Genomic DNA, 23,926 nt, shown 5'->3' with positions numbered 1-23,926 from the left:
ATCTTTTTCTCTTACTGCATATTTTCTTTTTTAAAACCTAAAATTTCGAAAACAACTGTAACAATTAAAAGTAATATAAGCGCAGAAAATATCCATATATAATGTTGTCCTAATTCTAACCAATCTTTATAGACTATAAAAGATGCACCAATAAACAAGATTAAGAATAGTATAAGAACGTTAAATAATATAACTTTAAAATAATTCTTTTCTATCTTTTTAAAATCTATACTTTCTATTTCCGGAAAAGAAAAAACCTCAGTATTTTGAAAAGAATCTGTCATTAAATTAATTTTGTAATGCTTCTGAAATCGCTATGGCCTTATCATTTAACAGAGCTTGTACAAAAGCATCTTGATACTTGTTTCTTAGAGATCTGCAAAATTCTTTTGCTTCTAGATACGTACTAAATGAACCTAATCTATATTTTGTTAATGAATTTTCATAGTATAGCGAAACTCCTTCTAAGTTTTCTAAAGATTCATTTGTATTTTTTAAAGCTGCAATTTGTACAGTAAATATTAAAGTATCTTCTTGTACTTCTACGTCTGATACAGGAGCTACCGTATCAATTTGCTGAATTACTTCAACAGGAGATTCTTGTTTCTTTTCTGTTTTAGTACAAAAAAGAAAAAGGAAAGTAAAACATAAAAAAAATACTTTTTTCATCTTTATAAATTATTGGCTTCAGCAATTAACTCTGCAATATCTTTTACAACAACTTCGGCTTCTTTTTCTTTAAATTTTATACCATCTGTCATCATAGTGTTACAGTAAGGACATCCTGTTGCTATAATATCCGGTTTTGTTTCTAAAGCATCTTCTGTTCTTAGAATATTAATTTCTTTATCTCCTTTTTCGGCATCTTTAAACATTTGCGCACCACCAGCACCACAACATAAAGCTGTAGATTTGTTACGTTTCATTTCTGTTAAATTAACACCTAATCTTCTAATTAAATCTCTTGGAGATTCATAAACCTCGTTTGCTCTACCTAAATAGCAAGGATCATGAAAAGTTACTTTTTTTCCTTGTAAAGTGGTTTCATCAATATTTAAGCGACCTTCTGATATAAGGTTTTGTATGAATTGTGTATGATGAAGTACTTCATATTTACCACCTAAATTGGGATATTCATTTTTAAGTGTATTAAATGAATGCGGATCGCAAGTAACAATTTTCTTTACTTCATATCCGTTTAAAACTTCAATATTCATCATTGCTTGCATTTGAAAAAGAAACTCGTTTCCTGCTCTTTTTGCTGCATCTCCTGTAGAAGATTCTTCAGTTCCTAAAATTGCAAAATCTACATTTGCTTTGTGTAAAATTTTTACAAAAGCTCTAGATATTTTTTTAGCTCTATCGTCATAACTTCCTGCTGCTCCAACCCAAAACAACACTTCGGTTGTTTTCCTTGAGCCATCATATCTGCCATTGTTGGTACGTTCATCTTTTAAGATTTTAGTGTTTCATTTTAATTTCTATACAAGAAAATTAAAATCAAAAAAATTAATTCTATTCTTCGTTAGCCCAATTTAATCTATCTTGTTGGTTGTATGGCCAAGGTGCACCGTTGTTTTCTATGTTTGTCATCATAGAATTTAATTCTTGTGGCGCAGCACTTTCTTCCATAACTAAATATCTTCTCATATCCATAATAATAGAAAGTGGATCGATATTTACAGGACATTCTTCTACACAAGCATTACAACTTGTACATGCCCATAATTCTTCCGGAGTAATATAATCGTTTAATAATTGTTTGCCGTCTTCTTTAAAAGCACCACCGTTGGCATCTATATTTCTACCAACTTCTTCTAAACGATCTCTTGTATCCATCATAATTTTACGCGGAGACAACTTTTTACCTGTTAAATTAGCAGGACAAGAAGAAGTACATCTACCACATTCTGTACACGTGTAAGCGTTTAAAAGCTGTACTTTATTAAGATCTAAAACATCTGATGCTCCAAACTTTTCTGGAACCTCTTCTTCTGCTCCTTCGGCAGGTGCAGCATAAGGATCTGCATCCGGATCCATCATCAATTTTACTTCATTAGTTACAGATTCTAAGTTTGTAAATTGTCCTTTCGGATTTAAGTTTGCAAAGAATGTATTCGGAAAAGCTAATAAAATATGTAAATGTTTTGAATAGTATAAATAATTTAAGAATACTAAGATTCCTAAAATATGTATCCACCAAGATGCTCTTTCAATAAGGTGTAAAGTTTCTGCTGTAAAACCATCAAATAATGGCGCAACAAATTGACTTATCGGGTTTCCAATTCCGGCTTGCTGAAAACTTGTATCTGTTGCATTCATCACTATAAAAAGTGTCATTAAAACCATTTCGAAATATAGAATCATATTTCCATCTGCTTTTGGCCAACCTTTCATTTCAGAACTTAAAAAACGTTTAATATTGGCAACGTTTCTTCTTGTCCAGTAAAATAATTACTGCTACAAATACTAAGAATGCTAAAATTTCGAATGTTCCTATTAAAAATCCGTAGAAAGCTTCTCCTAAGAAACCTAGAAAGATTCTATGGGTTCCGAAAAGACCATCAATAATAATTTCTAAAACTTCTATATTTATAATGATAAAACCAACATATACAACAATGTGTAGAAATCCGTAAATTGGTCTTTTCACCATTTTAGATTGCCCTAAAGCAATCTTTATCATATTTTTCCAACGTTCTTGCTTGTTGTCTGTTCTATCTATTTTTTTACCTAAATTAATATTTCTATATAATTTACGGATATTCATCACAAAAAAGCTGATACCAGCAATTAATGCGATGGCAAAAAGGATATTTGGTAAGTACTGCATGTAAATGGGGCTAATTATTAGTTAAAATTAGGTTTTATTTCTTCGTCGTAAGGTTCCGGACTTTTACCAAAGATAGAAAAATGTATATATCTTTTTGGATTAAGTTTAATATCTCTTAGCAATTCTTCTAATTCTTTTGTGGCTGCTTCTAAATTATCGTACATTCTTTTGTCGTTAATTAGTTTACCTATTGTACCGTCTCCTGAATTTATTTTTTTAGACATTGCATTAAAATTACTAACTGCTTCTTCTGCTTTTCTAATAATTTTATTAAAGTCTACAGTGTTTAAACTATCAGAAACTTTACTAAAGTTTTCAGTAATATTTTTAGTGTTTTCAAAAGTAACTTTTAAGTTCTCTTGATTATCTACAACCATGGCATTTACTGCTTGTATTGTGCTTCTAATATCTTGTATGGTTCCGGATAAATTAGAAACAGAACTATTTATACCGTTAATTGTTTTGTCATTTAAAATCTTATTAACACCACTAAATAATGTATCTGCTCTAACAATTACTCTTTCTATTTTTTGTTGTAACGGATTTAATCTTTCTCCAATAGACGTAAAAAGACTTTCTTCCATTTCACCTTCTAAAATATCTCCAGAAACAGCCATTTCACCTTCGTAATTGGGCACAATTGCTAAATTAGAACCACTTAAAGGATTGGGTGAATAAATTTTTACAATACTTTTTTTAGAAAACTGAAAATCATTATCTACAATAAAAGTAACAATTAAATGTCCTCTTTTTTCTACACTCGTATCAAACTCTATCTTATCTACCTTACCTACTTTTAAACCATTTATTGTTACTGCACTAGATCTAGAAAGCCCTCCAATTTTTGCGTATTCTACTTTAAAAACACGTGACCCAGGATCTAATATATTTTGTCCTTTTAGGAAATTAAATCCCCAAACAAATATTACAATAATGATTAATGCAATTATTCCTGTTTTTAATTCTTTAGACATGTATAGACGTTTTACAACAAAATTAGTGATAATTTTTGTTAGAATCTGTTTATTTTACTGCATTTTTAAAGCTTCTTTAACAGAAATTTTCTCTCCGTTTTTAACCGCAACAATAAATGCACTTTTGTAACCTTTTGATTTTGCAAGAGATAAAGCCTTTTTTACTAAATTATATGAAGTTGAGTTACCGTAATAATACTTATAATAACCACCTACTTTAATGCGCTCTATATTTTTTAAACCTTTAAAATTATAAGATTTTGTAGCAATTTTATTTTTACCGAAGCTACTTGCACTTTAAATTCTACTTCATCAAAATAATTTTTACTAGTTACATCTTCTAAAACCGTGTTTAATTTTTGATTTTTAATGTAATTATAAATAGCATCTGCAATTTCATTTGCCATTTTTGTTTGACCGCTACTAGAGTTTAAAAACCTACCTTCTTTTTTATTCGTTAAAAAGCCCAACTCTACCAAAACACTTGGCATAATCGTTTCTCTTAAAACCTGAAAGTTATCTTGCTTAACCTTTCTATTATTCCTCTTTAATTTGAATGTAAAATTATTTTGAATAAGGCTTGCAATGGCTAAACTTTTATCTAAGTTTTCTTCTTGCAATAAAGACAATCCAATTACAGATTCTGCAGAATTAGAATCGAAACCTTCATATCTGTTTTGATAATTATCTTCTAATAAAATTGCAGCATTTTCTCTTTTTGCAATTTCTAAGTTTTTTTATTTCCTCTTAAACCTAAAACAAAAGTTCCTGCTCCGTATGCATTTGATGTGTGCGAATCGCAATGTATTGATACAAATAAATCTGCCTTCGCATGATTTGCGATATCACCTCTTTTCCATAAATCTATAAAAACATCAGACTTCCTAGTAAAAATAACTTTAACATCTTTATATTTCTTTAAGTTAGCACCTACTTTTAATGCTACTTTTAAAGCAATATTTTTCTCTTTGTATCCGTTACCTAAATTACCAGGATCTTTTCCTCCGTGACCAGCATCTAAAACCACTACGTACTCTTTTTGAGCATGTATTGCAATACTGTTTCCTACAAATATGAAGAGTAGTAGAAAAAGAATTTTACTTTTAATGATATTTTTGTGTTTTTGTTGGGATTGCATCAATAAAATTTAACTAATTTTGAATTCTTAAATTTGGTGTTTCAAATATTACGCCATATTTTTATTCATTTACAAAAATAGTATTAAAAGCATTGCAAACAAACCTATCATATATACTTTTATTTTGCTGCTTCTTTTTTACAAAGTTAGGTTTTTCTCAAGATATTAAACCTACTAAAAAAATAGTAGTTCCAATAAAAAAGAAAGATACTATTCCGAATACAAAAAGAGATAGTATTTTTTCAATAAAAAAAGACTCTTTAGCTATCAAACAAAAAGATTCTGTTTCTATAGATTCTATAAAACCTAAAGAAACTATAGAAGATCTTATTACCCACATTGCCAAAGATTATACTATTCAAAATGCCAAAGACAAATCTGTAACCTTATATAACGAAGCTAATATTACGTATACAGATATCGATTTAAAAGCAGGTATTATAAAAATTGATTATACTAAAAACACTCTTTTTGCAAAAGGAATTATAGACAGTACAGGCTACACACAAAGACCTATTTTTAAACAAGGTAACGAAGAATCAGAACAAGATTCTATAATCTATAATTTTAAATCTAAAAAGGCAATAATTTACGGTTTAAAAACCAAACAAGGCGAAATGTTTACGTTTGGTAATAAGACAAAACGTGTAAACGATTCAACAATTTATGTTAGAGATATAAAGTTTACAACTTCAGAAAAATTAGATTATTTTATTGGTACCAATAAAGCTAAAATTATTCCTGGTAAAAAGATTATTGTTGGTGGTAGTCAATTATACATTGCAGATATTCCAACACCAATTTACTTACCTTTTGCATATTTTCCTATCACACAAAATAGTATTTCCGGTTTTTTAATTCCGGCTTTTGATACTGGAAGTAGCGATCGAGGAATCGGATTTCAAAATGGAGGTTATTACTTTGCTATTAATGATTATGTAGATCTTGGTATTACGGGTGATGCTTATTCTAACGGTAGTTGGGGATTTAGAGCAAACTCTAACTATAAAGTTCGTTATCGCTTTAACGGATCTTTTAATTTTAGTTTCGAAAACAATATAAATGGTATTAGAGGTTTTGATGATTTTAGCAAGAGTAACAATTTTAATTTAAGATGGTCGCATAATCAAGACACAAAAGCGAGCCCTAATTCTCGATTTACAGCTTCTGTTAACTTAGGAAGTAGTAAGTTTTTTAGAGAATCTCAAAATCAATTTAACATTGCACAAACACAAACTAACACGTTTAATTCTTCTATAAATTATAGCAAAACATTTGTTGGCACACCTTTTAATTTAAATGTTACTGCGCAACATCAACAAAATACAAATACAGAAAAAATTACCATGACGTTGCCTGCTTTAACATTAAATATGAGCAGAATTTATCCTTTTGCAGGTAAAAACGGCGTAAAAAAGAACGCAATTCAAAAAATGGGTTTTAACTATATTTTAGATAGTAAATACCTTATTAATACTACAGATGATGATTTTTTAACGGCTAAAATGTTTGAAACTGCAAGAGCTGGTATGCAACACAGAACTGGAACAAATACCAATTTTAAAGCATTTAAATATTTTACGGTTTCACCAAGTGTAAATTATACAGAAACTTGGCAATTCGATTATATTGATAAAAAATACGATGCTGTTAATGAAACTGTTGTTACAGATACAATTAGCGGATTTAAAACATTTAGAGAATATAATGCCGGTTTAAGTTTATCTACTAATATTTATGGTACTTTTAATATAAACAGAGGACGATTAAAAGCTATAAGACATACAATTAGACCGTCGATCTCTTATTCTTACAGACCGGATTTCGAAGAACAATACATCCGTAAGGTGCAAGCAAGTACAGATCCTAATGACTTAGAAGAATTTACAATTTTTGATCAGGGAATTTATGGCTCTCCTTCTTCCGGAATTAGTAATTCAATCGGAATTACCTTAAACAACGTTTTAGAAGCTAAAGTTGCACCTAAAGATCCAGACAGTGATGCCGAAGATGAAAAAATATCAATTTTAAATAATTTAAATTTTAGTAGTTCTTATAATATTGCTGCAGATAGTTTGCGTTGGTCTAATGTTAATTTTTCTGCAGGTACTAGGCTTTTAAAAGACAAATTATCAATAAACTTTAGTGGTTCTATAGATCCTTATAAAGTAGTGGCTTCAGAATCTGGATCGCCAATTAGAATTAATGAATTTAACTCTAACTTTTTAGGAAGATTGTCTAACGCCAGTTTAACTGCAAATTACTCTATTTCTAGTTCTGACTTAAAAAAAGATAAAGAAGGCAAAAAAGACAACAACAGAGACCCCAATAATACACCAGATGTTATAGGCGCAAATATTGATCCGACAAATAGATTCGGACAAGTTAACAATGCAGTAAATAACACAGAAGAAGATAAAAACAAATCAGCAAAACTATACCACGCAGACATACCATGGACTTTAAGTTTGGCGTATTCTACAAGTTATGTAAATAACGGAATCGACGGAGGAAATATTGGTATTCATAGCGTTATTTTTAACGGAAATGTAGAATTGTCACCTAAATGGAAATTAGGATATTCTTCGGATATGACTTTAAGAATGGTGCATTTACATTTTCTAGATTTAATTTTACAAGAGATTTAGATAGCTGGAATTTTAACTTTAATTGGGTTCCTTTTGGAACCAACTCTTCTTACACATTTTTTATCGGTGTAAAATCTTCTGTATTATCAGATTTAAAATGGGATAAAAATAAACCACCAGATAGAAGACTTTTTTAAAATGAATATAATATCCTTTTTAAGTTTAACAGCTTTTGGATTTTATTTTTAATTAATTATTGGCTTGGTACTCATTTTTTGTGCGGCATATAATTATAATGGTGAAATTGATACTATATTTAACTTTCTAAACAACTTACTACGATGAAAAAAATAATTACAACTAAAAATGCACCTGCACCTATTGGGCCATACAATCAAGCTGTTTTAACAGGTAACACATTATACACTTCGGGCAAATTGCTATTAATCCACAAACCGGAGAATTGGTTTTAGATTCTATTACAAATGAAACAAAACAAGTAATGGAGAATATGAAGCAAGTTTTATTAGCTGCAGAAATGACTTTTGAAAACGTAATTAAATCATCAATTTTTATTTCTGATATGCATAACTTCTCTGAAATAAACGCGGTTTATGGCACTTATTTTAATGAAGAAACGGCACCTGCTAGAGAAACTGTAGAAGTTGCAAACTTGCCTAAATTTGTGAATGTAGAAATTAGCATGATTGCTGTTAAATAAAGAGTAGAAAAATCAAAAAAATCCTGATAGAATTTTCTATCAGGATTTTTTTAAACTTATTTTATAGACTACAAAGTTGCAGCATATTCAATTAAATCTACAATTTTAGTAGAATATCCTATTTCATTATCATACCAAGAAACAACTTTTACAAAGTTATCGTTTAAAGCAATACCTGCTTTGGCGTCAAAAATAGAAGTTCTAGTATCTCCTACGAAATCTTGAGAAACAACCATATCTTCAGTATAACCTAAAATACCTTTCATTGGTCCGCTTTCTGATGCAGCTTTCATTGCAGCACAAATATCATCATAAGAAGCAGATTTTTCTAATTTAACAGTTAAATCAACTACAGAAACATCCATTGTAGGAATTCTAAATGCCATACCAGTTAATTTTCCGTTCATTGCAGGAATTACTTTTCCTACTGCTTTTGCAGCTCCTGTAGAAGAAGGAATTACGTTACCAATTGCAGAACGTCCACCTCTCCAGTCTTTCATAGAAGGACCATCAACAGTTTTTTGTGTTGCTGTTGCAGCGTGTACAGTTGTCATTAAACCTTCTACAATACCAAAGTTATCGTTTAAAACTTTTGTAATTGGCGCTAAACAGTTAGTTGTACAAGATGCGTTAGAAAATATTTTTTGGTCTGCTTTTAATTCTGTGTTATTAACACCCATTACAAACATAGGCGTATGATCTTTAGAAGGTGCAGATAATACTACTTTTTTAGCACCAGCTTCTAAGTGTTTACCAGCAGTTTCTTCTGTTAAGAAAAATCCTGTAGATTCTATTACGTAATCTACATCAACTTCGTTCCACTTTAAATTTGCAGGATCTCTTTCGGCAGTAATTCTAATTTCGTTACCGTTAACAACTAACTTACCATCTTTAACATCAACAGTACCATCAAAAGCACCATGAACAGAATCGTATTTTAACATGTAAGCTAAATAATCTACATCTAATAAATCATTAATTGCTACTACTTGTACATTATCTCTTTCTACTGTAGATCTGAATGCTAATCTTCCAATTCTTCCAAATCCGTTAATTCCTACTTTTATCATTTTTTTTACTTTAATTACTAGTTAATATTATGTTGTCATTATATCAGAAACTCTTAAAAGTTCTTGATTTATAGAATGACCACCTTTTATTGCTTCTGCAATACTTGTACTTATTACTTCGTTGTCTTTTAAACCTACCATAAGGTTTGTTTGTCCGTCTAATAACAATTCTACAGACTTAACACCTAGTCTACTTGCTAAAACTCTATCAAAACAAGAAGGAGAACCACCTCTTTGCATATGCCCAAGAACAGATACTCTTACATCATATTCTGGTAAGTTTTCTTCTACATATTGCGCTAATTCGTACACGTTTTTACCCGATTTATCACCTTCTGCAACTACAACAATACTAGAAGATTTACCTGTTCTTCTACTCTTTTTAAGAGACTCTAACATTCTATCTAATCCTAAATCTTCTTCTCGAATTAAAATTTCTTCTGCTCCTGCACCAACACCTGCATTTAAAGCTATAAAACCAGCATCTCTACCCATTACCTCTACAAAGAATAATCTGTTATGAGAAGATGCGGTATCTCTAATTTTATCAATTGCTTCTACTGCTGTATTTAAAGCGGTATCATATCCTAATGTATGTGATGTACCAAAAATATCGTTATCTATAGTACCAGGAATTCCTATAATCGGAAAGTTGTATTCTTCATTAAAAATTACAGCTCCGGTAAAAGAACCATCTCCACCAATTACAACCATGGCTTCAATTTCATTTTCTTGTAAGTGTTCAAAAGCTTTTGCTCTTCCTTCTTTAGTTCTAAATTCTTGCGATCTTGCAGATTTTAAAACGGTACCACCTTTATTAATGATGTTATTTACGCTTCTAGCTGTAAGCTCTATAAAGTCACCTTCAATAAGTCCTTCATAACCTCTATATATACCCACACAACTAACTCTGTAATATGCACATGCTCTAACTACAGATCTTATTGCTGCATTCATTCCTGGAGAATCTCCTCCAGAAGTCATGACTGCTATTTTTTTAATTTTCTTCATATTCTATATTGTAAAATTACTGCTTTTTAAGCACTTAAATAAATAAATCTACGAAATCGTTTTAGCCTATTTCCCCTTTATTATAAAGGAATCTTAATTTAAAAAATGATTAAAACTTAATGTTTTTAGTAAAAATAATAAATAATTTTGAAGTCTATTTAAACTATAAGTTATCAAACTAAAATCGTTAAAATTTTAATTTAAAAATTATATTAATTAATACTTCGGATTAATTTCCTTCAAAATTGTCAGGTAAAACTACCTTTGTTTTTGTGGTGTCTTTATTTTGTAGTTTACTCTTTTCTAATTTGGTTTTTTTCTTAAAACCTAACTTTTTTAAGAGCCCGAAAAGTGTATTAAAATTAACTTGATAAGACAAACCTACACCCTGCGTATAACCTTGGTCTTCTATTGTGTATTGAATTTCGTTTTGCCTATTAAAAATAACACCTCTAAAGTTACCTTCTTTATTTAAAAGAACCTCTACTTTAACTTCACCAACAACACTAGATTGTGTTTGAGTACCAATAGGAACCCCAACTTTACCGTTTATAATAACTCTTTCACTTACTTGCGTACTAACAGACAAATCTACTTGATTATCTGTATTTAATCGATCTAGATCGTTATTGCTTTGTCCTTGCTGATAATCTACACCCAACTGAAATTTACTATCCGGACTATTAAATAAACTAGAAAAAGCTGCTGCTATTGCACTAGAAGCCGTACTTGTAATAGTTGCATTGGCATCAAAATTTACTTTATCAGGATTTACAAAATTACCAAACGCTAATAATGATATAAACTGTGTAGTTTTTTCGTTTACATTATTATCATTTAATATAAATTCTAATTCGTTTGCAATTGTTGGGTCTACGTTGGTAAGCTGAATATCTAATTCTTGCTTCGAATTAAACAAACCGCCAGTAATTCTTGTTACTAAATCTACTTCTATATTTCTGTTCGAATTAAAGTTTTCTAATAAAACTCCGGGATTTGCTTTTGCCTTATAAACCGCAGTTACATCTAAATTTGCGTTTGCCGGATTCCCGTTCCAAGAAACAGTTCCTCCTTTTTGAATTACAAATGGCTTATTTACAAAACCACCATACTTAAAATCGTACACTCCGCTATCTACTACATAATCGCCAAACATATTAAACTTACCACGTGTGTTAATTTCTATTTGAAGATTACGTAACCTTTACTGGATAACTGACTTCCGTAAACCTCATCAATAACAACTTGTGCTATTGCATCTTTTGTTACTTCTAAATCGATGTTTAAAGTCAAACCTTTTAATGCTTCTAAAGCAATTTCGTTTTGCCTTTCTTTTACAACTGTTTCATCGGACTTAAAATGAATTAAGCTAAAACTATCTACGGTTTCTACATCTTTTAACGGAACTACAAAAATTGTTCCGGGCATTGTTTTAGCATTTACATCTATCGTTAATCTATCTGTTAACCCAAAAATATCTGCAGAACCATCAATATATGCTGTACCATAATACAAAGCTTCTTCTTCATTTTCGGTATCTAAAACCATTAAATTATCACTTTCAATTTTTAATCTTAAAAACCATTGTTTAAAATTAAAATGAGAGATATCTCCTTTTAGAATACCTCTAGTTTTATTTTTTGTGTCTAATAATTTAAAGTCTTCTAGAATAAATGATTGCTGCAATAAAGTAATTTCAGATTCGCCTTCAAAATCATAATCTACATTTAAATAAGGAAATTTTAATCCTGCATTTTTAAGACGTAAAGTTCCTTCCATATCCGGATTACTTAAAAATCCTCTTAACGTAAAATCTCCGAAGCTGTTCCTCTTAAAGAGGATAATACATCTTGCCCTAACGGACTAAATGCATCTAATTTAAATTCTTCTAAAAAAACATTTAAATCTATTATTGGTCTTTGTGCAGAAAAATCTAAAGCACCTGTTGCTGCAATACTTTTAACGTCTTTATTTTCTATGGATAAATCTACGCGGTATTTTTTATAAGAATTCTCTCCTTTAACATTTACAAACAAATTACCTTGTTTAAAATCGTTTACTTGAAAATCTTTTACCGTTAAAGAACCTTCTGGCGTATAGTTACCTTCGCTTTGAACAAAATCTAAATGCCCGGACAACACACCTTTTAAATCTAAACTATCTATTTTGGGTAAAAAACTTTGCAATTTAACTTTGGTAAAATCTGCCAAAAGTATTTTTTGTTCAGTACCTTTTAAATTACCTGTAAATTCTATTTTTTGTTCTCCGGAAACAAATTTAAATTGACTAAAATTAAATTCGTTTGTATTTAAATCGAATGTTATTTTATCTGTATTTTTTTTATCAGGATTAATATTCCATGTGTTTTCTTTAAAAACAAAAGACGATTTCTCGAAACCTAAAACAGATTTTCCTTCCGGATTAAAAGTGTAAAAGAAATCTAAATTAAAATCTTCATTTTTCTTTTTTCCTCCTTTAAAAACAGATTTAAAATACAACGTATCGTTCTCTGTTCTGTTTAATAAGTTTAACTTAGAAATATTATAATAATCTGTATTAATTTCTTCTGCAGTTAAAGAAGTATTATAAAGTGGATTCTTATTATCGGTTCTTAAAGAAATTGTTTTAACCTCTGTGCCATAAGCATCTATTTTGGGCGAATTAAATGTAAGCCTAAAGAAATTTTCATCAGAAATTATTCTTCCTTTTATTTTAGTTTTATCATCAATTGAAATTTCAGGAAAAAAACATTTACAATTTGATTGTAAACAGTAAAATTAAAATCTAAAAACTGATTTGGAGCAACATCATATGGGTTGTAATTGGTATAAATACTTCCTAACGCATTTTGCGCAACTTTTGGCAACTCAGAAAACGAAAACTTACCTGTAATATACCCTTGCGCAATATCTTTAGATGCAACATCTATGGTTTTAACACTATCTTTTATTGATGATGTAACTGCAAATTCTTTAAATGTGTATTCTTTTTTCTGATTAGTATACAATACATTTTTAAAAACTGCTTTCCCAAGAATATCATCAAAAGTATTTCCTTCTATATCTAATTCTATATTTCCTTTTACAACTGCCGTAGAATCTCTAACAAATAAATTAGTTTCTTTTAGATTTAAGTATTCGATATCAGACTTAAAATCGAACTTATGAATTTTTGCTGATAAATCTGCCAATCCATTAAACTTCATTTTAAAATTCGCATCATCAATAACTAAATCTCCATCGAATTTATTATTTTGATACTGGCCATTTGCCACAATATTTTTGTACGAATATTGGTTAAAATTTAATTCAGAAATATTACCAACAAACTTTGTATTGATGTTTTCTAATTTAAATCCGCTACCATTAACATCACCAATTAAAGAAACGGTACCAAACAAAGGATCATTAAAAAAAGTACCAATATTAAAATTGATTAACTCGATATCACCAACATAAGAAGCCGTATCAATTTCATCTATATTATCAATTTCTAAATCTGAAACCACACTACCAATTTGAGAATTCATCTTTAAAGAAGCTCTCATTCTAGTTGGTGTTACATTTACATTTCCGGCTATTCTAAATAAACCTAACTTGTTAAATTCTGTAGGTAAATTTTTACCTAACAAATTAGGTAGAATACTTTTTAGATCGTTATAAGTTGCAGTTAAATTATTTAAATCTCCATTAAAAACAAAGCCTCTTTCTGTATTAACCACATTTTTAAAAGCTAAATTTCCTTTTAACTTAATTCCTTTTTCTGATGATAAATTTAAGTTGGTTAATTTAAAATCGTTTAGTTTCCCATTCATATCTCCAGAAAAACTAACTACGTCATTTCCGTTTAATTCTTTGTAAAACTTTTTTAAATCCTGAATTTTAATACTGCTTTTATCAAATTTTGCCCTTATATCTACTTTATCATTAAACTCTTTTAAATCTTCTCGCTTGTATGTAAAATCGATATCACCAAAAACATTCGAATTTTCCGTTTGTAATTGTGTGTCGTAAAACTTCATATCCGTTTTAGTAAACTTATAATCTGTTGTAAAATTGGTAATTTCTAAACCTTGATTCGTTTCAAAATGTAATCCTCTTGCATTTATAGACACATTGGCTCCTTCAATAGATAAGTCTTGCACATTTCCGCCAATCTTATAAGCTGCAAAGCTTAGCGGTTTTTTATTGTTTTCATTTATTAATTTAAAATCTAAGTTTTGCACATATACGTTGGCAGCTTTTAAAATAAATTTTGGAGCTAAGGAATCTTTTTTCTTATTGCTATTAAATGAGTTTAGAAAAACAGCCATATTATCTTCTGTTTCTCCTTTATAAGTTTTCATGTAATAATGCGCATCTTGTAATGTAATATCGCCGAATAACAATTGATTATTTAAAACTTTTTTAGCACTTAATAACGAAGTGTTTAATGCTGAAACAAAAATTAAAGTATCTTTATGATGATCTCTAATTTCCACATCTTTAAAAGCCACACTTCCTAAAAAAGAAAGATTTACCTTGCCAATGCTTAAATTTGTATTGTAACTTTCATTAATTTTTTTAGTTGCATATACTCCTAACTTTGTTTGTACAAAAGATGTAGAAAGTAAGATGCTTATTAATAGCAGAAAGAGCACAAAGTACCCTAACCATTTTAATATTTTTTTACTAAAGTTTTTAATGATAGTGTGTTTTAGTTTTTATAGAATATTTAAAGAAAAGTAATCAAAAATATTGCCACGTATTACAAAGAACGTGCAAATTTAACAAAGAATTAAATTTCTATTATTAAAAAAGGAAAATCAACTTAAAATTATACTTAATTTTGCAATTTATATAGCTTTTTAATTTTTTATGAAAACACCCATTTATATTTTAGGTATAGAATCTTCTTGTGATGATACAAGTGCATCTGTAATTTGTAACGGTAAAGTACTAAGCAATGTCGTTGCAAACCAAGAAGTACATTCTAAATATGGTGGTGTTGTGCTGAATTAGCTTCTAGAGCGCATCAACAAAACATTGTACCCGTTGTGCAACAAGCCCTAGAACAAGCTAATATTGATAAAGAAAAATTATCTGCAATTGCATTTACACGCGGTCCTGGTTTAATGGGCTCACTTTTGGTTGGTACTTCTTTTGCTAAATCTTTGGCACTTGGTTTACAAATTCCTTTAATTGATGTAAATCATATGCAAGCTCATATTTTAGCTCATTTTATAGAAGATGAAGACAGTAAAATTCCACCATTTCCTTTTATTTGCTTAACAATTAGTGGTGGTCACACCCAAATTGTAAAAGTTTCGGATCATTTTAAAATGGAAGTTTTAGGCGAAACAATTGATGATGCTGTTGGAGAAGCTTTTGATAAATCTGCAAAAATTTTAGGATTGCCTTATCCTGGTGGACCTTTAATAGATAAATATGCGAGATTAGGAAATCCGAAAGCATATCCTTTTACAAAACCAAAAGTAGGCGATTTAGATTTTAGCTTTAGTGGTTTAAAAACCGGAATTTTATATTTTATTCAGAAGCAACAAAGAATAAATCCTAATTTTATTGAAGAAAATCTTAACGATATCTGTGCTTCTATACAATATACAATTGTAGAAATTTTAATGACCAAATTAAAAAATGCGGTTAAACAAACAAACATAAAACACATAGCAATTGCCGGTGGTGTATCTGCTAATTCAGAAATTAGAAACCGATTAGAATTAGCAGAAAAACATTTTGGTTGGACAACTTACATTCCAAAATTCGAGTTTACTACAGACAACGCTGCAATGATTGCGATAACAGGTTATTTAAAATATTTAAACAATGCATATTCTGATGTTTCTGTTACCGCAAAGGCTCGCTTAAAAGTAACAGATTAACATTATGAAAAACCTTGCATATAGACTTTCATTTCTAATATCCTATTTTTTAATTTGGATTGCATATTTTGTCTTTGCTCGTTTATTCTTTTTACTTTTTTATGTTTCTGAAACTTCAAAACTAGATTTCATTACCGTCTTAAAAACCTTTGGTTATGGTTTACGACTAGACGCTTCTTTTACTTCATATTTAAGCATTATCCCGTTTTTTCTTGTCGTAATTTCTATTTTAACAAGTCCTTTACAAATCAGAAATATTATTAAATTGTATTCTTATTTCACTATTACAATTATAACTTTATTTTTAATTATTGATGCAAGCCTTTATGCTGCTTGGGGCGTTCGTTTAGACACAACTTTTTTAAGTTACCTTAATACCCTGAAGTCATGATTGCTTCTGCGTCTAATTTTCAAATTATTTCCGGATTAATTTTATGGTTCTTAATTTCTTTTGCTTTTATTAAACTTTTTCAGAAAACAATAAACAAAACTTTTAAAACTTTTAATACCGAAAATCGAATACAAATACCTTTATTTCTTTTACTTACAGCTTCTTTAATTATACCTTTAAGAGGCGGTTTACAAGAGATTCCTGTAAATCAAAGTAATGTTTACTTTTCTAAAAAAATGTTTGCAAATCATGCTGCCATCAATTTTATTTGGAACTTTTCTAACACAGTAACTCATAAAACCAGTAACATCAATATTTATAAACAGTTTGATGAAAAAGTAACTGTAAACATCATCAATAAAACTAAAAACCAACTTTTAAAAAGCGATAGAGATTCAATTTTAAACATAAAAAAACCAAATGTTATTTTAATTATTTGGGAGAGTTTAACCGCTAAAGTTGTTGGCGCATTAAATGGCGAACCTACTGTTACCGAAAACTTAAACAGGTTATCTAAAGAAGGTATTTGGTTTACAAATTTCTACGGAAATGGAGATAGAACTGACAAAGGAATTCCTGCAATTTTAAGCGGCTATTATCCGCAGCCGATTAAAAAAATAATGAGAATGCCCAACAAATCTAGAAGTTTACCAATGTTGCCTAAAGAAATGAGTGCTTTGGGTTACAATACGTCTTTTTATTATGGTGGCGATTTAAACTTCGGGAACTTAAACACCTATTTAAGAATTGCAGAAATAGATAAAATTGTTGATGGTAGCGAGTTTGATAAGAAAGATTGGAACTCTAAATGGGGAGCTTTCGATAACGTATTTTTAGAACGTTTTGGTAACGATTTAGTTAAAAAACAAGAAAAACCATTCTTTGCTATTGCCTTAACATCTACTAGTCACGAACCTTTTGAATTAAACGACACTTATAAATTTGGCAAAAAAATCAAGATGATTTATTTAGAAGCTCTCATGCTTACACAGATAAATACATTGGTAAATTTATAGATTTTGCAAAAAAACAAGATTGGTATAAAGAAACACTAATTGTTATTATGGCAGATCACGGGCATAGTTCTCCTAAACATGAAGGTGAATACTTTTCACCAAAAAAATTTCAAATTCCCATGCTTTGGTTAGGTGGCGCGCTGCACCAAAAAGGAATAAATATTGATAATATAACAAGTCAAGTAGATTTTTCTTACACGCTTTTAGATTTATTAAAAGGAAATAATTCTGAATTTAAGTTTGGTAAAAATCTATTCAACAATTCAGACAAGCAATATGCGCATTATGTGTTTAACAAAGGTTTTGGTACAATAAATAAAGATGGTTTTTATCTTTTTGATTATGTAAGCAAAAAACCTATTACCAAATATGGTAAAACAAGCGCTAATTTAGATTCTTTAGGTAAAGCATTAACGCAAGACTCTTATCAAGATTTTTTAGAAAGAAAATAATTTAACTTCAACTATTCAAATAATTATAAGTTAAAAGAATAAGAGTAACTTAGCTAAAAATATTTATTTGTGATTTTAAAACTTAGAAAGTTTGGTTTTCTTACAAAAGGATTCGTTTACATTATTATTGGTATTTTAACCTTTTTAACCGCCTTAAATATTGGCGGTAAAATTTCTGACAAAAATGGTGTGATTTCATTTTTAGAAAATCAGATTTTTGGTAAAGTACTCTTATTAATTGTTAGTTTAGGCTTAATGTCTTTTGCTTTGTGGAGAGCATATAAGTTTTACGATGTTCTTAAAAACGAAGATTCAAATAAAAAATATTTTAATGCTATAAGTTACCTTTTTAGAACCTTTTTTTATGGGACTTTTGCTATTTCAATATTTTTAAAAATTTTTAATCAAACATCAAACGATGTTACTAAAGAAACTTTAGTTTCAAGAATCTTACAAATAGAAAATGGTAATGTAATTTTAATTCTTATTGGTATTATTTTCTCAGGATCTGCAATCTATCAATTTTACAAAGTAATAACTAATAGTTATTTAGAGGATATTGAAAAAAATGAAAATATTACTTCATTTAATGTTTTAAAAAAACTGGAGCATTTGGAATCTTTGCTAGAGGAATTTCTTTTCTCATTTTTTCTTGGTTTATTTTTTCTGCAGGTTTTAATAATAATCCAGAAAAAATAAAAGGTACTCAAGAAATGTTTCGCTTTCTAAATTCTTTAACTTTTGGTAATATTTTAATGGGCGTAATGGCACTAGGTTTTGTGTGCTACGGGGTTTTTCAATATTTTTATGGAAGATATAGTAATTCTTAAAATCTAAAAAAACACATTGTTTATGAAAAGTATTTCTTTTTTATTGGTTTTTCTTTTTTCGATAAGTTTAAAAGCACAAGAATTGCCTAAAGGCTTTGTTTATCTTGATAATATAATTCCGACAGTAAAAGTTGAGTTAAGATATTTTTCGAATAATAACTTTATAGGTAAACCAATTGATGGTTACCGAAGTAATTGTATCATCACAACTACAACAACCGCAAAAGCATTAAAAAAGGTTCAAGAAGAACTAGCGGATAAAAACTTAGGTCTTAAAATCTTTGATGCTTACAGACCACAAAAAGCAGTAAATCATTTTGTAAAATGGGCTAAAATTTTAGATGATACTTTAATGAAGCAAACATATTATCCAAAAGTTAAAAAATCTAAGCTTTTTAAGCAAGGTTATATCGCCTCTCGCTCTGGTCATTCTAGAGGAAGTTCTGTTGATCTAACAATTGTGAATTTAGAGACAAACAAAAAATTAGACATGGGTAGTATTTATGATTTTTTCGGTTCAGAATCACATCCATCTTATACTGGTATCACAAAAGACCAACAAGAAAACAGAATGTTACTACGTAATATTATGATAAAACACGGCTTTAATCCGTATAAAAATGAATGGTGGCATTTTACAATAAGAAACGAACCTTTTCCTAAAACTTATTTTAATTTTGAAGTAAACTAATTAAGTTTAACAAAAACTAAACAAGTTCAATTTATTTAGGCATTATATTTGTATATACACGGTTAGAAAATTATTCTACATGAAAAAAAACTTATTTTATTTACTTTATTCACCTGTATTTTATCGATATCAAACGCTGTTGCTCAATTAGATAAAAGCAATGGAGCTAGCAATAAAAGCAAAATTAAAGCTGTAGTTTTAAATAACGCAAAAACATTAAAAAAACCTAAATCTATTGAGTTAAAAGGCAATAATGGTTTTAAACAAGCGTATGATAATGAGCAAAAAAAATTAAAGAAAAAACAAGAGGAAGATAAAATCAATAATAAAGGCGTCATTTCTCAAAAAAGGATTAATGAAGCTCGATTTTTAAAAGCATTCAAAAAAATTAACGGTCAATACATTTATCCTGTTATAGATCAAGATCTCGGTAGCTTTAGAACCAACTCTAATAGTGTAAATATAATTTGTAGAGATTTTCAATATCCGAGACGGTGACCGAGTTACCATAATGGTTAACAACATTCCTGTAGTTACAAACATTACTTTAAAACAAAGATATCAAAGCTTTACAATACCGCTAGAAGTTGGTATTAATAAGATTTCTTTTGTTGCATTAAATCAAGGTACTTCGGACCAAACACAGCAGCTTTTAAAGTTTATAACGATGCAGGTGATTTACTTTCTTCTAATGAATGGAATTTAGCAACAGATGCCAAAGCAACGTTAGTGATCGCAAAAGACAAATAAATACCCAACGAAATCGTTGTAGTTAAATGTATAAAATCAAGTTTTTTTATTCTATTTAAAACAGTTATTTTTGTATTTCGATTATTCATATTTAATAAAATAATCTCACAACAAACAATTTATCACTAGAATGAAAAAAATCACTAAACAAACGTATTTAGACTGGTACAAAGACATGCTTTTTTGGCGTAAGTTCGAAGACAAACTAGCTTCAGTTTACATTCAACAAAAAGTTAGAGGTTTCTTGCATTTATATAATGGACAAGAAGCAATTTTAGCAGGAGCATTACACGCAATGGACTTGTCTAAAGATAAAATGATTACTGCATACAGAAATCACGTACAGCCAATTGGTATGGGAGAAGATCCTAAAAAAGTGATGGCAGAATTATATGGTAAAGCAACTGGTACTTCTAAAGGTATGGGTGGTTCTATGCATATTTTTTCTAAAGAATTTGGTTTTTACGGTGGTCATGGTATTGTTGGTGGTCAAATTCCTTTAGGTGCTGGTATCGCATTTGGTGATAAATATAAAGGTAGCGATGCTGTAACTTTAACATGTTTTGGAGACGGTGCTGCAAGACAAGGTTCTTTACACGAAGCTTTTAACATGGCAATGTTATGGAAATTACCAGTAATATTTATTGTTGAAAACAATGGATACGCAATGGGTACTTCTGTAGAAAGAACAGCAAATCATACTGATATTTGGAAATTAGGTTTAGGATATGAAATGCCTTGTGGACCTGTAGATGCAATGAATCCTATTAAAGTTGCTGAAGCTGTAGATGAAGCTATTCAAAGAGCAAGACGAGGAGACGGACCAACATTTTTAGAAATGAAAACTTACAGATACAGAGGTCACTCTATGTCTGATGCACAACATTATAGAACTAAAGACGAAGTTGAGGAGTACAAAAAAATTGATCCTATTACTCAAATTTTAGATGTAATTAAAGAAAAAGAATATGCTACTGCAGAAGAAATTGCTGCAATAGACAAAGAAGTGAAGGCTAAAGTAAAAGAATGTGAACAATTTGCAGAAGATTCTCCTTATCCAGAAACTCAGCAAATGTTCGACATGGTTTATGAACAAGAAGATTATCCTTTTATAAAATAAAATATGGCTACAGTAATAAACATGCCCCGATTAAGTGACACCATGGAAGAAGGTGTTGTGGCAAAATGGTTAAAAAATGTTGGAGATAAAATTGAAGAAGGAGACATTTTAGCCGAAATTGAAACAGACAAAGCTACAATGGAGTTTGAGTCGTTTTATGAAGGAACATTATTACATATTGGTATTCAGGAAGGTGAAACCTCTCCAGTTGATGTATTGTTAGCTGTTATCGGTGAAGAGGGTGAAGATATTTCTGATATTTTAAATGGAAATTCTTCTAACGATAAAGCTTCTGAATCTAATAAAGAAGAAAAATCCGAAGAACCAAAAACAGAAAAATCTGAAGAAAATACTTCTAGTAGTTCTGTTACTATTCCTGAAGGAGTGCAGATAATTACTATGCCTCGTTTAAGTGATACAATGACAGATGGTACTGTAGCAACTTGGTTAAAAAACGTTGGTGACGCAGTTGAAGAGGGTGATATGCTTGCAGAAATTGAAACCGACAAAGCAACAATGGAATTTGAATGTTTCTACGAAGGAACTATTCTTTACATTGGTGTGCAAGAAGGTGAAACTGCACCAGTTGATAGTTTGTTAACTATTATTGGACCGAGAAGGTACAGATGTTTCTGCAATTGTAGAAAACGGAGGTGCTGTTTCTAATTCAAATGATGCAGAAACTAAAAAGCCAGAAGCTAAAAAAGAGACTAGCAAAGAAGAAAGTAAACCTGAAGATTCTAAATCTACAGAAACAACTAATAACAATTCTACAAACTCTAATGGTGGTAGAATTTTTGCTTCACCATTGGCTAAAAAAATAGCTTCTGATAAGGGCATCAATTTAGTAGACGTAAAAGGTACTGGTGAAAATGGTAGAATTATAAAAAAGGATGTTGAAAATTACACACCTTCTGCTAAAACTGAAGAAAAAGCATCTGCAACTAATACACAAGCAGAAACTACAGTTGCAGCAGGTGTAGAAAACTCTAGAGAAGTTAAAAACTCTCAAATGAGAAAAGCAATTGCTAAGTCTTTAGGTAATTCTAAATTTACTTCTCCGGACTTTAGTCTAAATATTGAAGTAAGCATGGATAATGCAATGGCTTCAAGAAAAACAATTAATGCAATACCAGATACAAAAGTATCTTTTAATGACATGGTTGTTAAAGCTTGTGCAATGGCATTAAAGAAACATCCACAAGTAAATACATCTTGGTCAGATGCAAATACAATTTATCACGATCATATTCATGTTGGTGTTGCAGTTGCTGTTGCAGACGGATTACTTGTACCTGTAATCAAACACACAGATCAATTAAGTTTAACTCAAATTGGTGCTGGTGTTAGAGATTTAGCAGGTAAAGCAAGAAATAAAAAGATTACTCCTGCAGAAATGCAAGGAAGTACTTTTACTGTTTCTAACTTAGGTATGTTTGGTATTGATAATTTTACATCAATAATTAACCAACCAAACTCTGCAATTTTATCTGTTGGTGCAATTGTTGAAAAACCAGTTGTAAAAGACGGACAAATAGTAGTTGGTAACACAATGAAATTAACGTTAACTTGTGACCACAGAACTGTCGATGGTGCTGTTGGTGCTCAGTTTTTACAAACTTTAAAAACATATATAGAAAACCCTGTTACAATGTTAGCTTAGGTTTTTGAAAAATTTTTAATTTGAAAAGCCCGCTTTTAAGCGGGCTTTTTTATTTTTTAATGCATTTATGACTACACTAGAAGATAGATTAAAAAACCCTGTTTGGTACGCATTACAAGAAACACACAATAAATTTCTTATAGAATACGATGGCGTTCAATTTTACAATCCTGAAATAAATAATTTTGGTTCTTTTTTTCAAGCAAATAAAACATTAGATGCAGCAGACAAATATTCTAAAATAACAGATACTTTTTTCTTCGTTTCCGAAAAAGATACTCCCGCTGTTCATACTGATAAAATTAAACTAAAGAAAAAAATTAATGGTTGTCAAATGATTTTAGATCAATTAATAGAAGTTGATCTTATTGATGAGATTACACCTTTAACCGAAAAACACATAGAAGAAGTATATGACCTTATATGGTTAGTGATGCCTGGTTTTTACCAAAAGAGAGGTTTTGAAATGGGTAAATTTTTCGGAATTTTTAAGGAAGGAAAATTAGTAGCAATTACTGGCCAAAGAATGCAAACTAATGATTTTATAGAAATTAGTTCTGTTGTAACACATCCAGATTTTACAAGACGTGGTTTAGCAAAACAATTAATTTACCACACAACCAAAGATATTTTAAACGATAAAAAACTCCCTATTTTGCATACAAACAAAGGCAATGCGGCAATACCCTTATATGAAAAGCTAGGTTTTAAATATACTAGAGATATGAATTGGTGGCTTTACAAAAAGCTATAGCACAAAAAGAGCCCTAAGATATATCTTAGGGCTCTTTAAATTT

19 protein-coding genes and 6 pseudogenes are annotated in these 23,926 nt (G+C 29.7%); 13 read left to right on the top strand and 12 right to left on the bottom strand.

The genetic code is table 11. The features are described 5' to 3' along the window. Positions 1 to 11: 11 nt before the first annotated feature. The 6 genes and pseudogenes from ACZ1HD_RS04580 to ACZ1HD_RS04555 form a co-directional block, all read right to left on the bottom strand. Positions 12 to 284, bottom strand: coding sequence for a hypothetical protein (locus ACZ1HD_RS04580; protein ID WP_472688755.1), 273 nt, complete (start codon positions 282 to 284; stop codon positions 12 to 14). Between the two features lie 4 nt (positions 285 to 288). Next, positions 289 to 669, bottom strand: a complete 381-nt coding sequence (locus tag ACZ1HD_RS04575) for an SPOR domain-containing protein (protein WP_472688754.1) — start codon at positions 667 to 669, stop codon at positions 289 to 291. A gap of 2 nt (positions 670 to 671) precedes the next feature. Continuing rightward, positions 672 to 1,450 (bottom strand): annotated as a pseudogene (locus tag ACZ1HD_RS04570) ((Fe-S)-binding protein). 65 nt (positions 1,451 to 1,515) lie between these two features. Then, positions 1,516 to 2,833, bottom strand: a pseudogene (locus ACZ1HD_RS04565) (4Fe-4S dicluster domain-containing protein). A gap of 17 nt (positions 2,834 to 2,850) precedes the next feature. After that, positions 2,851 to 3,807, bottom strand: coding sequence for an MlaD family protein (locus tag ACZ1HD_RS04560; protein WP_472688753.1), 957 nt, complete (start codon positions 3,805 to 3,807; stop codon positions 2,851 to 2,853). 54 nt (positions 3,808 to 3,861) lie between these two features. After that, positions 3,862 to 4,945, bottom strand: a pseudogene (locus ACZ1HD_RS04555) (N-acetylmuramoyl-L-alanine amidase family protein). A 92-nt stretch (positions 4,946 to 5,037) separates the two neighbouring features. Between ACZ1HD_RS04555 and ACZ1HD_RS04550 the strand changes: the two are divergent. Together ACZ1HD_RS04550 and ACZ1HD_RS04545 are read left to right on the top strand one after the other, a co-directional pair. Then, the gene (locus ACZ1HD_RS04550; RefSeq protein WP_472688752.1) at positions 5,038 to 7,593 is read left to right on the top strand and encodes a putative LPS assembly protein LptD; all 2,556 of its coding nucleotides are present in this window, start codon (positions 5,038 to 5,040) and stop codon (positions 7,591 to 7,593) included. Between the two features lie 281 nt (positions 7,594 to 7,874). Next, positions 7,875 to 8,254 (top strand): annotated as a pseudogene (locus ACZ1HD_RS04545) (Rid family detoxifying hydrolase). A gap of 68 nt (positions 8,255 to 8,322) precedes the next feature. On the opposite strand, the gene gap reads toward ACZ1HD_RS04545, so the two are convergent. The 6 genes from gap to ACZ1HD_RS04515 all read right to left on the bottom strand — a co-directional run bounded on the left by gap (position 8,323) and on the right by ACZ1HD_RS04515 (position 14,974). Continuing rightward, positions 8,323 to 9,324, bottom strand: a complete 1,002-nt coding sequence (gene gap / locus ACZ1HD_RS04540; RefSeq protein ID WP_472688751.1) for a type I glyceraldehyde-3-phosphate dehydrogenase — start codon at positions 9,322 to 9,324, stop codon at positions 8,323 to 8,325. 27 nt (positions 9,325 to 9,351) lie between these two features. Continuing rightward, positions 9,352 to 10,335: a 6-phosphofructokinase gene (gene pfkA / locus ACZ1HD_RS04535; RefSeq protein WP_472688750.1), complete on the bottom strand. Its 984-nt coding sequence runs from the start codon at positions 10,333 to 10,335 to the stop codon at positions 9,352 to 9,354. A 229-nt stretch (positions 10,336 to 10,564) separates the two neighbouring features. Continuing rightward, on the bottom strand, positions 10,565 to 11,491 hold the full coding sequence (locus ACZ1HD_RS04530; RefSeq protein WP_472688749.1) for a translocation/assembly module TamB domain-containing protein: 927 nt from the start codon (positions 11,489 to 11,491) through the stop codon (positions 10,565 to 10,567). A gap of 26 nt (positions 11,492 to 11,517) precedes the next feature. Beyond that, complete coding sequence (locus ACZ1HD_RS04525; RefSeq protein WP_472688748.1) at positions 11,518 to 12,114, bottom strand: translocation/assembly module TamB domain-containing protein; 597 nt, start codon at positions 12,112 to 12,114, stop codon at positions 11,518 to 11,520. Positions 12,115 to 12,137: 23 nt separating this feature from the next. Then, positions 12,138 to 12,833: a hypothetical protein gene (locus tag ACZ1HD_RS04520; protein ID WP_472688747.1), complete on the bottom strand. Its 696-nt coding sequence runs from the start codon at positions 12,831 to 12,833 to the stop codon at positions 12,138 to 12,140. Between the two features lie 209 nt (positions 12,834 to 13,042). Continuing rightward, positions 13,043 to 14,974: an AsmA family protein gene (locus tag ACZ1HD_RS04515; protein ID WP_472688746.1), complete on the bottom strand. Its 1,932-nt coding sequence runs from the start codon at positions 14,972 to 14,974 to the stop codon at positions 13,043 to 13,045. A gap of 217 nt (positions 14,975 to 15,191) precedes the next feature. On the opposite strand from ACZ1HD_RS04515, the pseudogene tsaD reads away from it, so the two are divergent. The 11 genes and pseudogenes from tsaD (at position 15,192) to ACZ1HD_RS04460 (ending at position 23,883) form a co-directional block, all read left to right on the top strand. Then, positions 15,192 to 16,216, top strand: a pseudogene (gene tsaD / locus ACZ1HD_RS04510) (tRNA (adenosine(37)-N6)-threonylcarbamoyltransferase complex transferase subunit TsaD). Positions 16,217 to 16,220: 4 nt separating this feature from the next. Beyond that, positions 16,221 to 16,607 (top strand): hypothetical protein, encoded by a 387-nt coding sequence (locus ACZ1HD_RS04505; protein WP_472688745.1) that lies wholly within the window; start codon positions 16,221 to 16,223, stop codon positions 16,605 to 16,607. Next, on the top strand, positions 16,604 to 17,623 hold the full coding sequence (locus tag ACZ1HD_RS04500; protein WP_472688744.1) for an LTA synthase family protein: 1,020 nt from the start codon (positions 16,604 to 16,606) through the stop codon (positions 17,621 to 17,623). The genes ACZ1HD_RS04505 and ACZ1HD_RS04500 overlap by 4 nt, the downstream gene beginning before the upstream one ends. Continuing rightward, positions 17,548 to 18,075, top strand: a complete 528-nt coding sequence (locus ACZ1HD_RS04495) for a sulfatase-like hydrolase/transferase (protein WP_472689285.1) — start codon at positions 17,548 to 17,550, stop codon at positions 18,073 to 18,075. Before ACZ1HD_RS04500 ends, ACZ1HD_RS04495 begins: the two co-directional genes overlap by 76 nt. Positions 18,076 to 18,144: 69 nt before the next feature. Further along, positions 18,145 to 18,774: a DUF1206 domain-containing protein gene (locus tag ACZ1HD_RS04490; RefSeq protein WP_472688743.1), complete on the top strand. Its 630-nt coding sequence runs from the start codon at positions 18,145 to 18,147 to the stop codon at positions 18,772 to 18,774. Next, complete coding sequence (locus ACZ1HD_RS04485; protein WP_472689284.1) at positions 18,693 to 18,905, top strand: DUF1206 domain-containing protein; 213 nt, start codon at positions 18,693 to 18,695, stop codon at positions 18,903 to 18,905. Before ACZ1HD_RS04490 ends, ACZ1HD_RS04485 begins: the two co-directional genes overlap by 82 nt. Before the next feature lie 22 nt (positions 18,906 to 18,927). Further along, the gene (locus tag ACZ1HD_RS04480; RefSeq protein WP_472688742.1) at positions 18,928 to 19,596 is read left to right on the top strand and encodes a M15 family metallopeptidase; all 669 of its coding nucleotides are present in this window, start codon (positions 18,928 to 18,930) and stop codon (positions 19,594 to 19,596) included. A 511-nt stretch (positions 19,597 to 20,107) separates the two neighbouring features. Then, positions 20,108 to 20,302, top strand: coding sequence for a hypothetical protein (locus tag ACZ1HD_RS04475; RefSeq protein WP_472688741.1), 195 nt, complete (start codon positions 20,108 to 20,110; stop codon positions 20,300 to 20,302). Between the two features lie 174 nt (positions 20,303 to 20,476). After that, complete coding sequence (gene pdhA / locus ACZ1HD_RS04470; protein ID WP_077808707.1) at positions 20,477 to 21,466, top strand: pyruvate dehydrogenase (acetyl-transferring) E1 component subunit alpha; 990 nt, start codon at positions 20,477 to 20,479, stop codon at positions 21,464 to 21,466. A gap of 3 nt (positions 21,467 to 21,469) precedes the next feature. Then, positions 21,470 to 23,129, top strand: a pseudogene (locus ACZ1HD_RS04465) (dihydrolipoamide acetyltransferase family protein). 67 nt (positions 23,130 to 23,196) lie between these two features. Continuing rightward, positions 23,197 to 23,883: a GNAT family N-acetyltransferase gene (locus ACZ1HD_RS04460; protein ID WP_472688740.1), complete on the top strand. Its 687-nt coding sequence runs from the start codon at positions 23,197 to 23,199 to the stop codon at positions 23,881 to 23,883. The last annotated feature ends 43 nt before the right edge of the window (positions 23,884 to 23,926 follow it).

This window comes from Polaribacter sp. HA6-7 (genome assembly GCF_055693625.1).
Note: the sequence above shows the minus strand (reverse complement) of the source record. Positions and strands in the feature narration are given on the sequence as shown.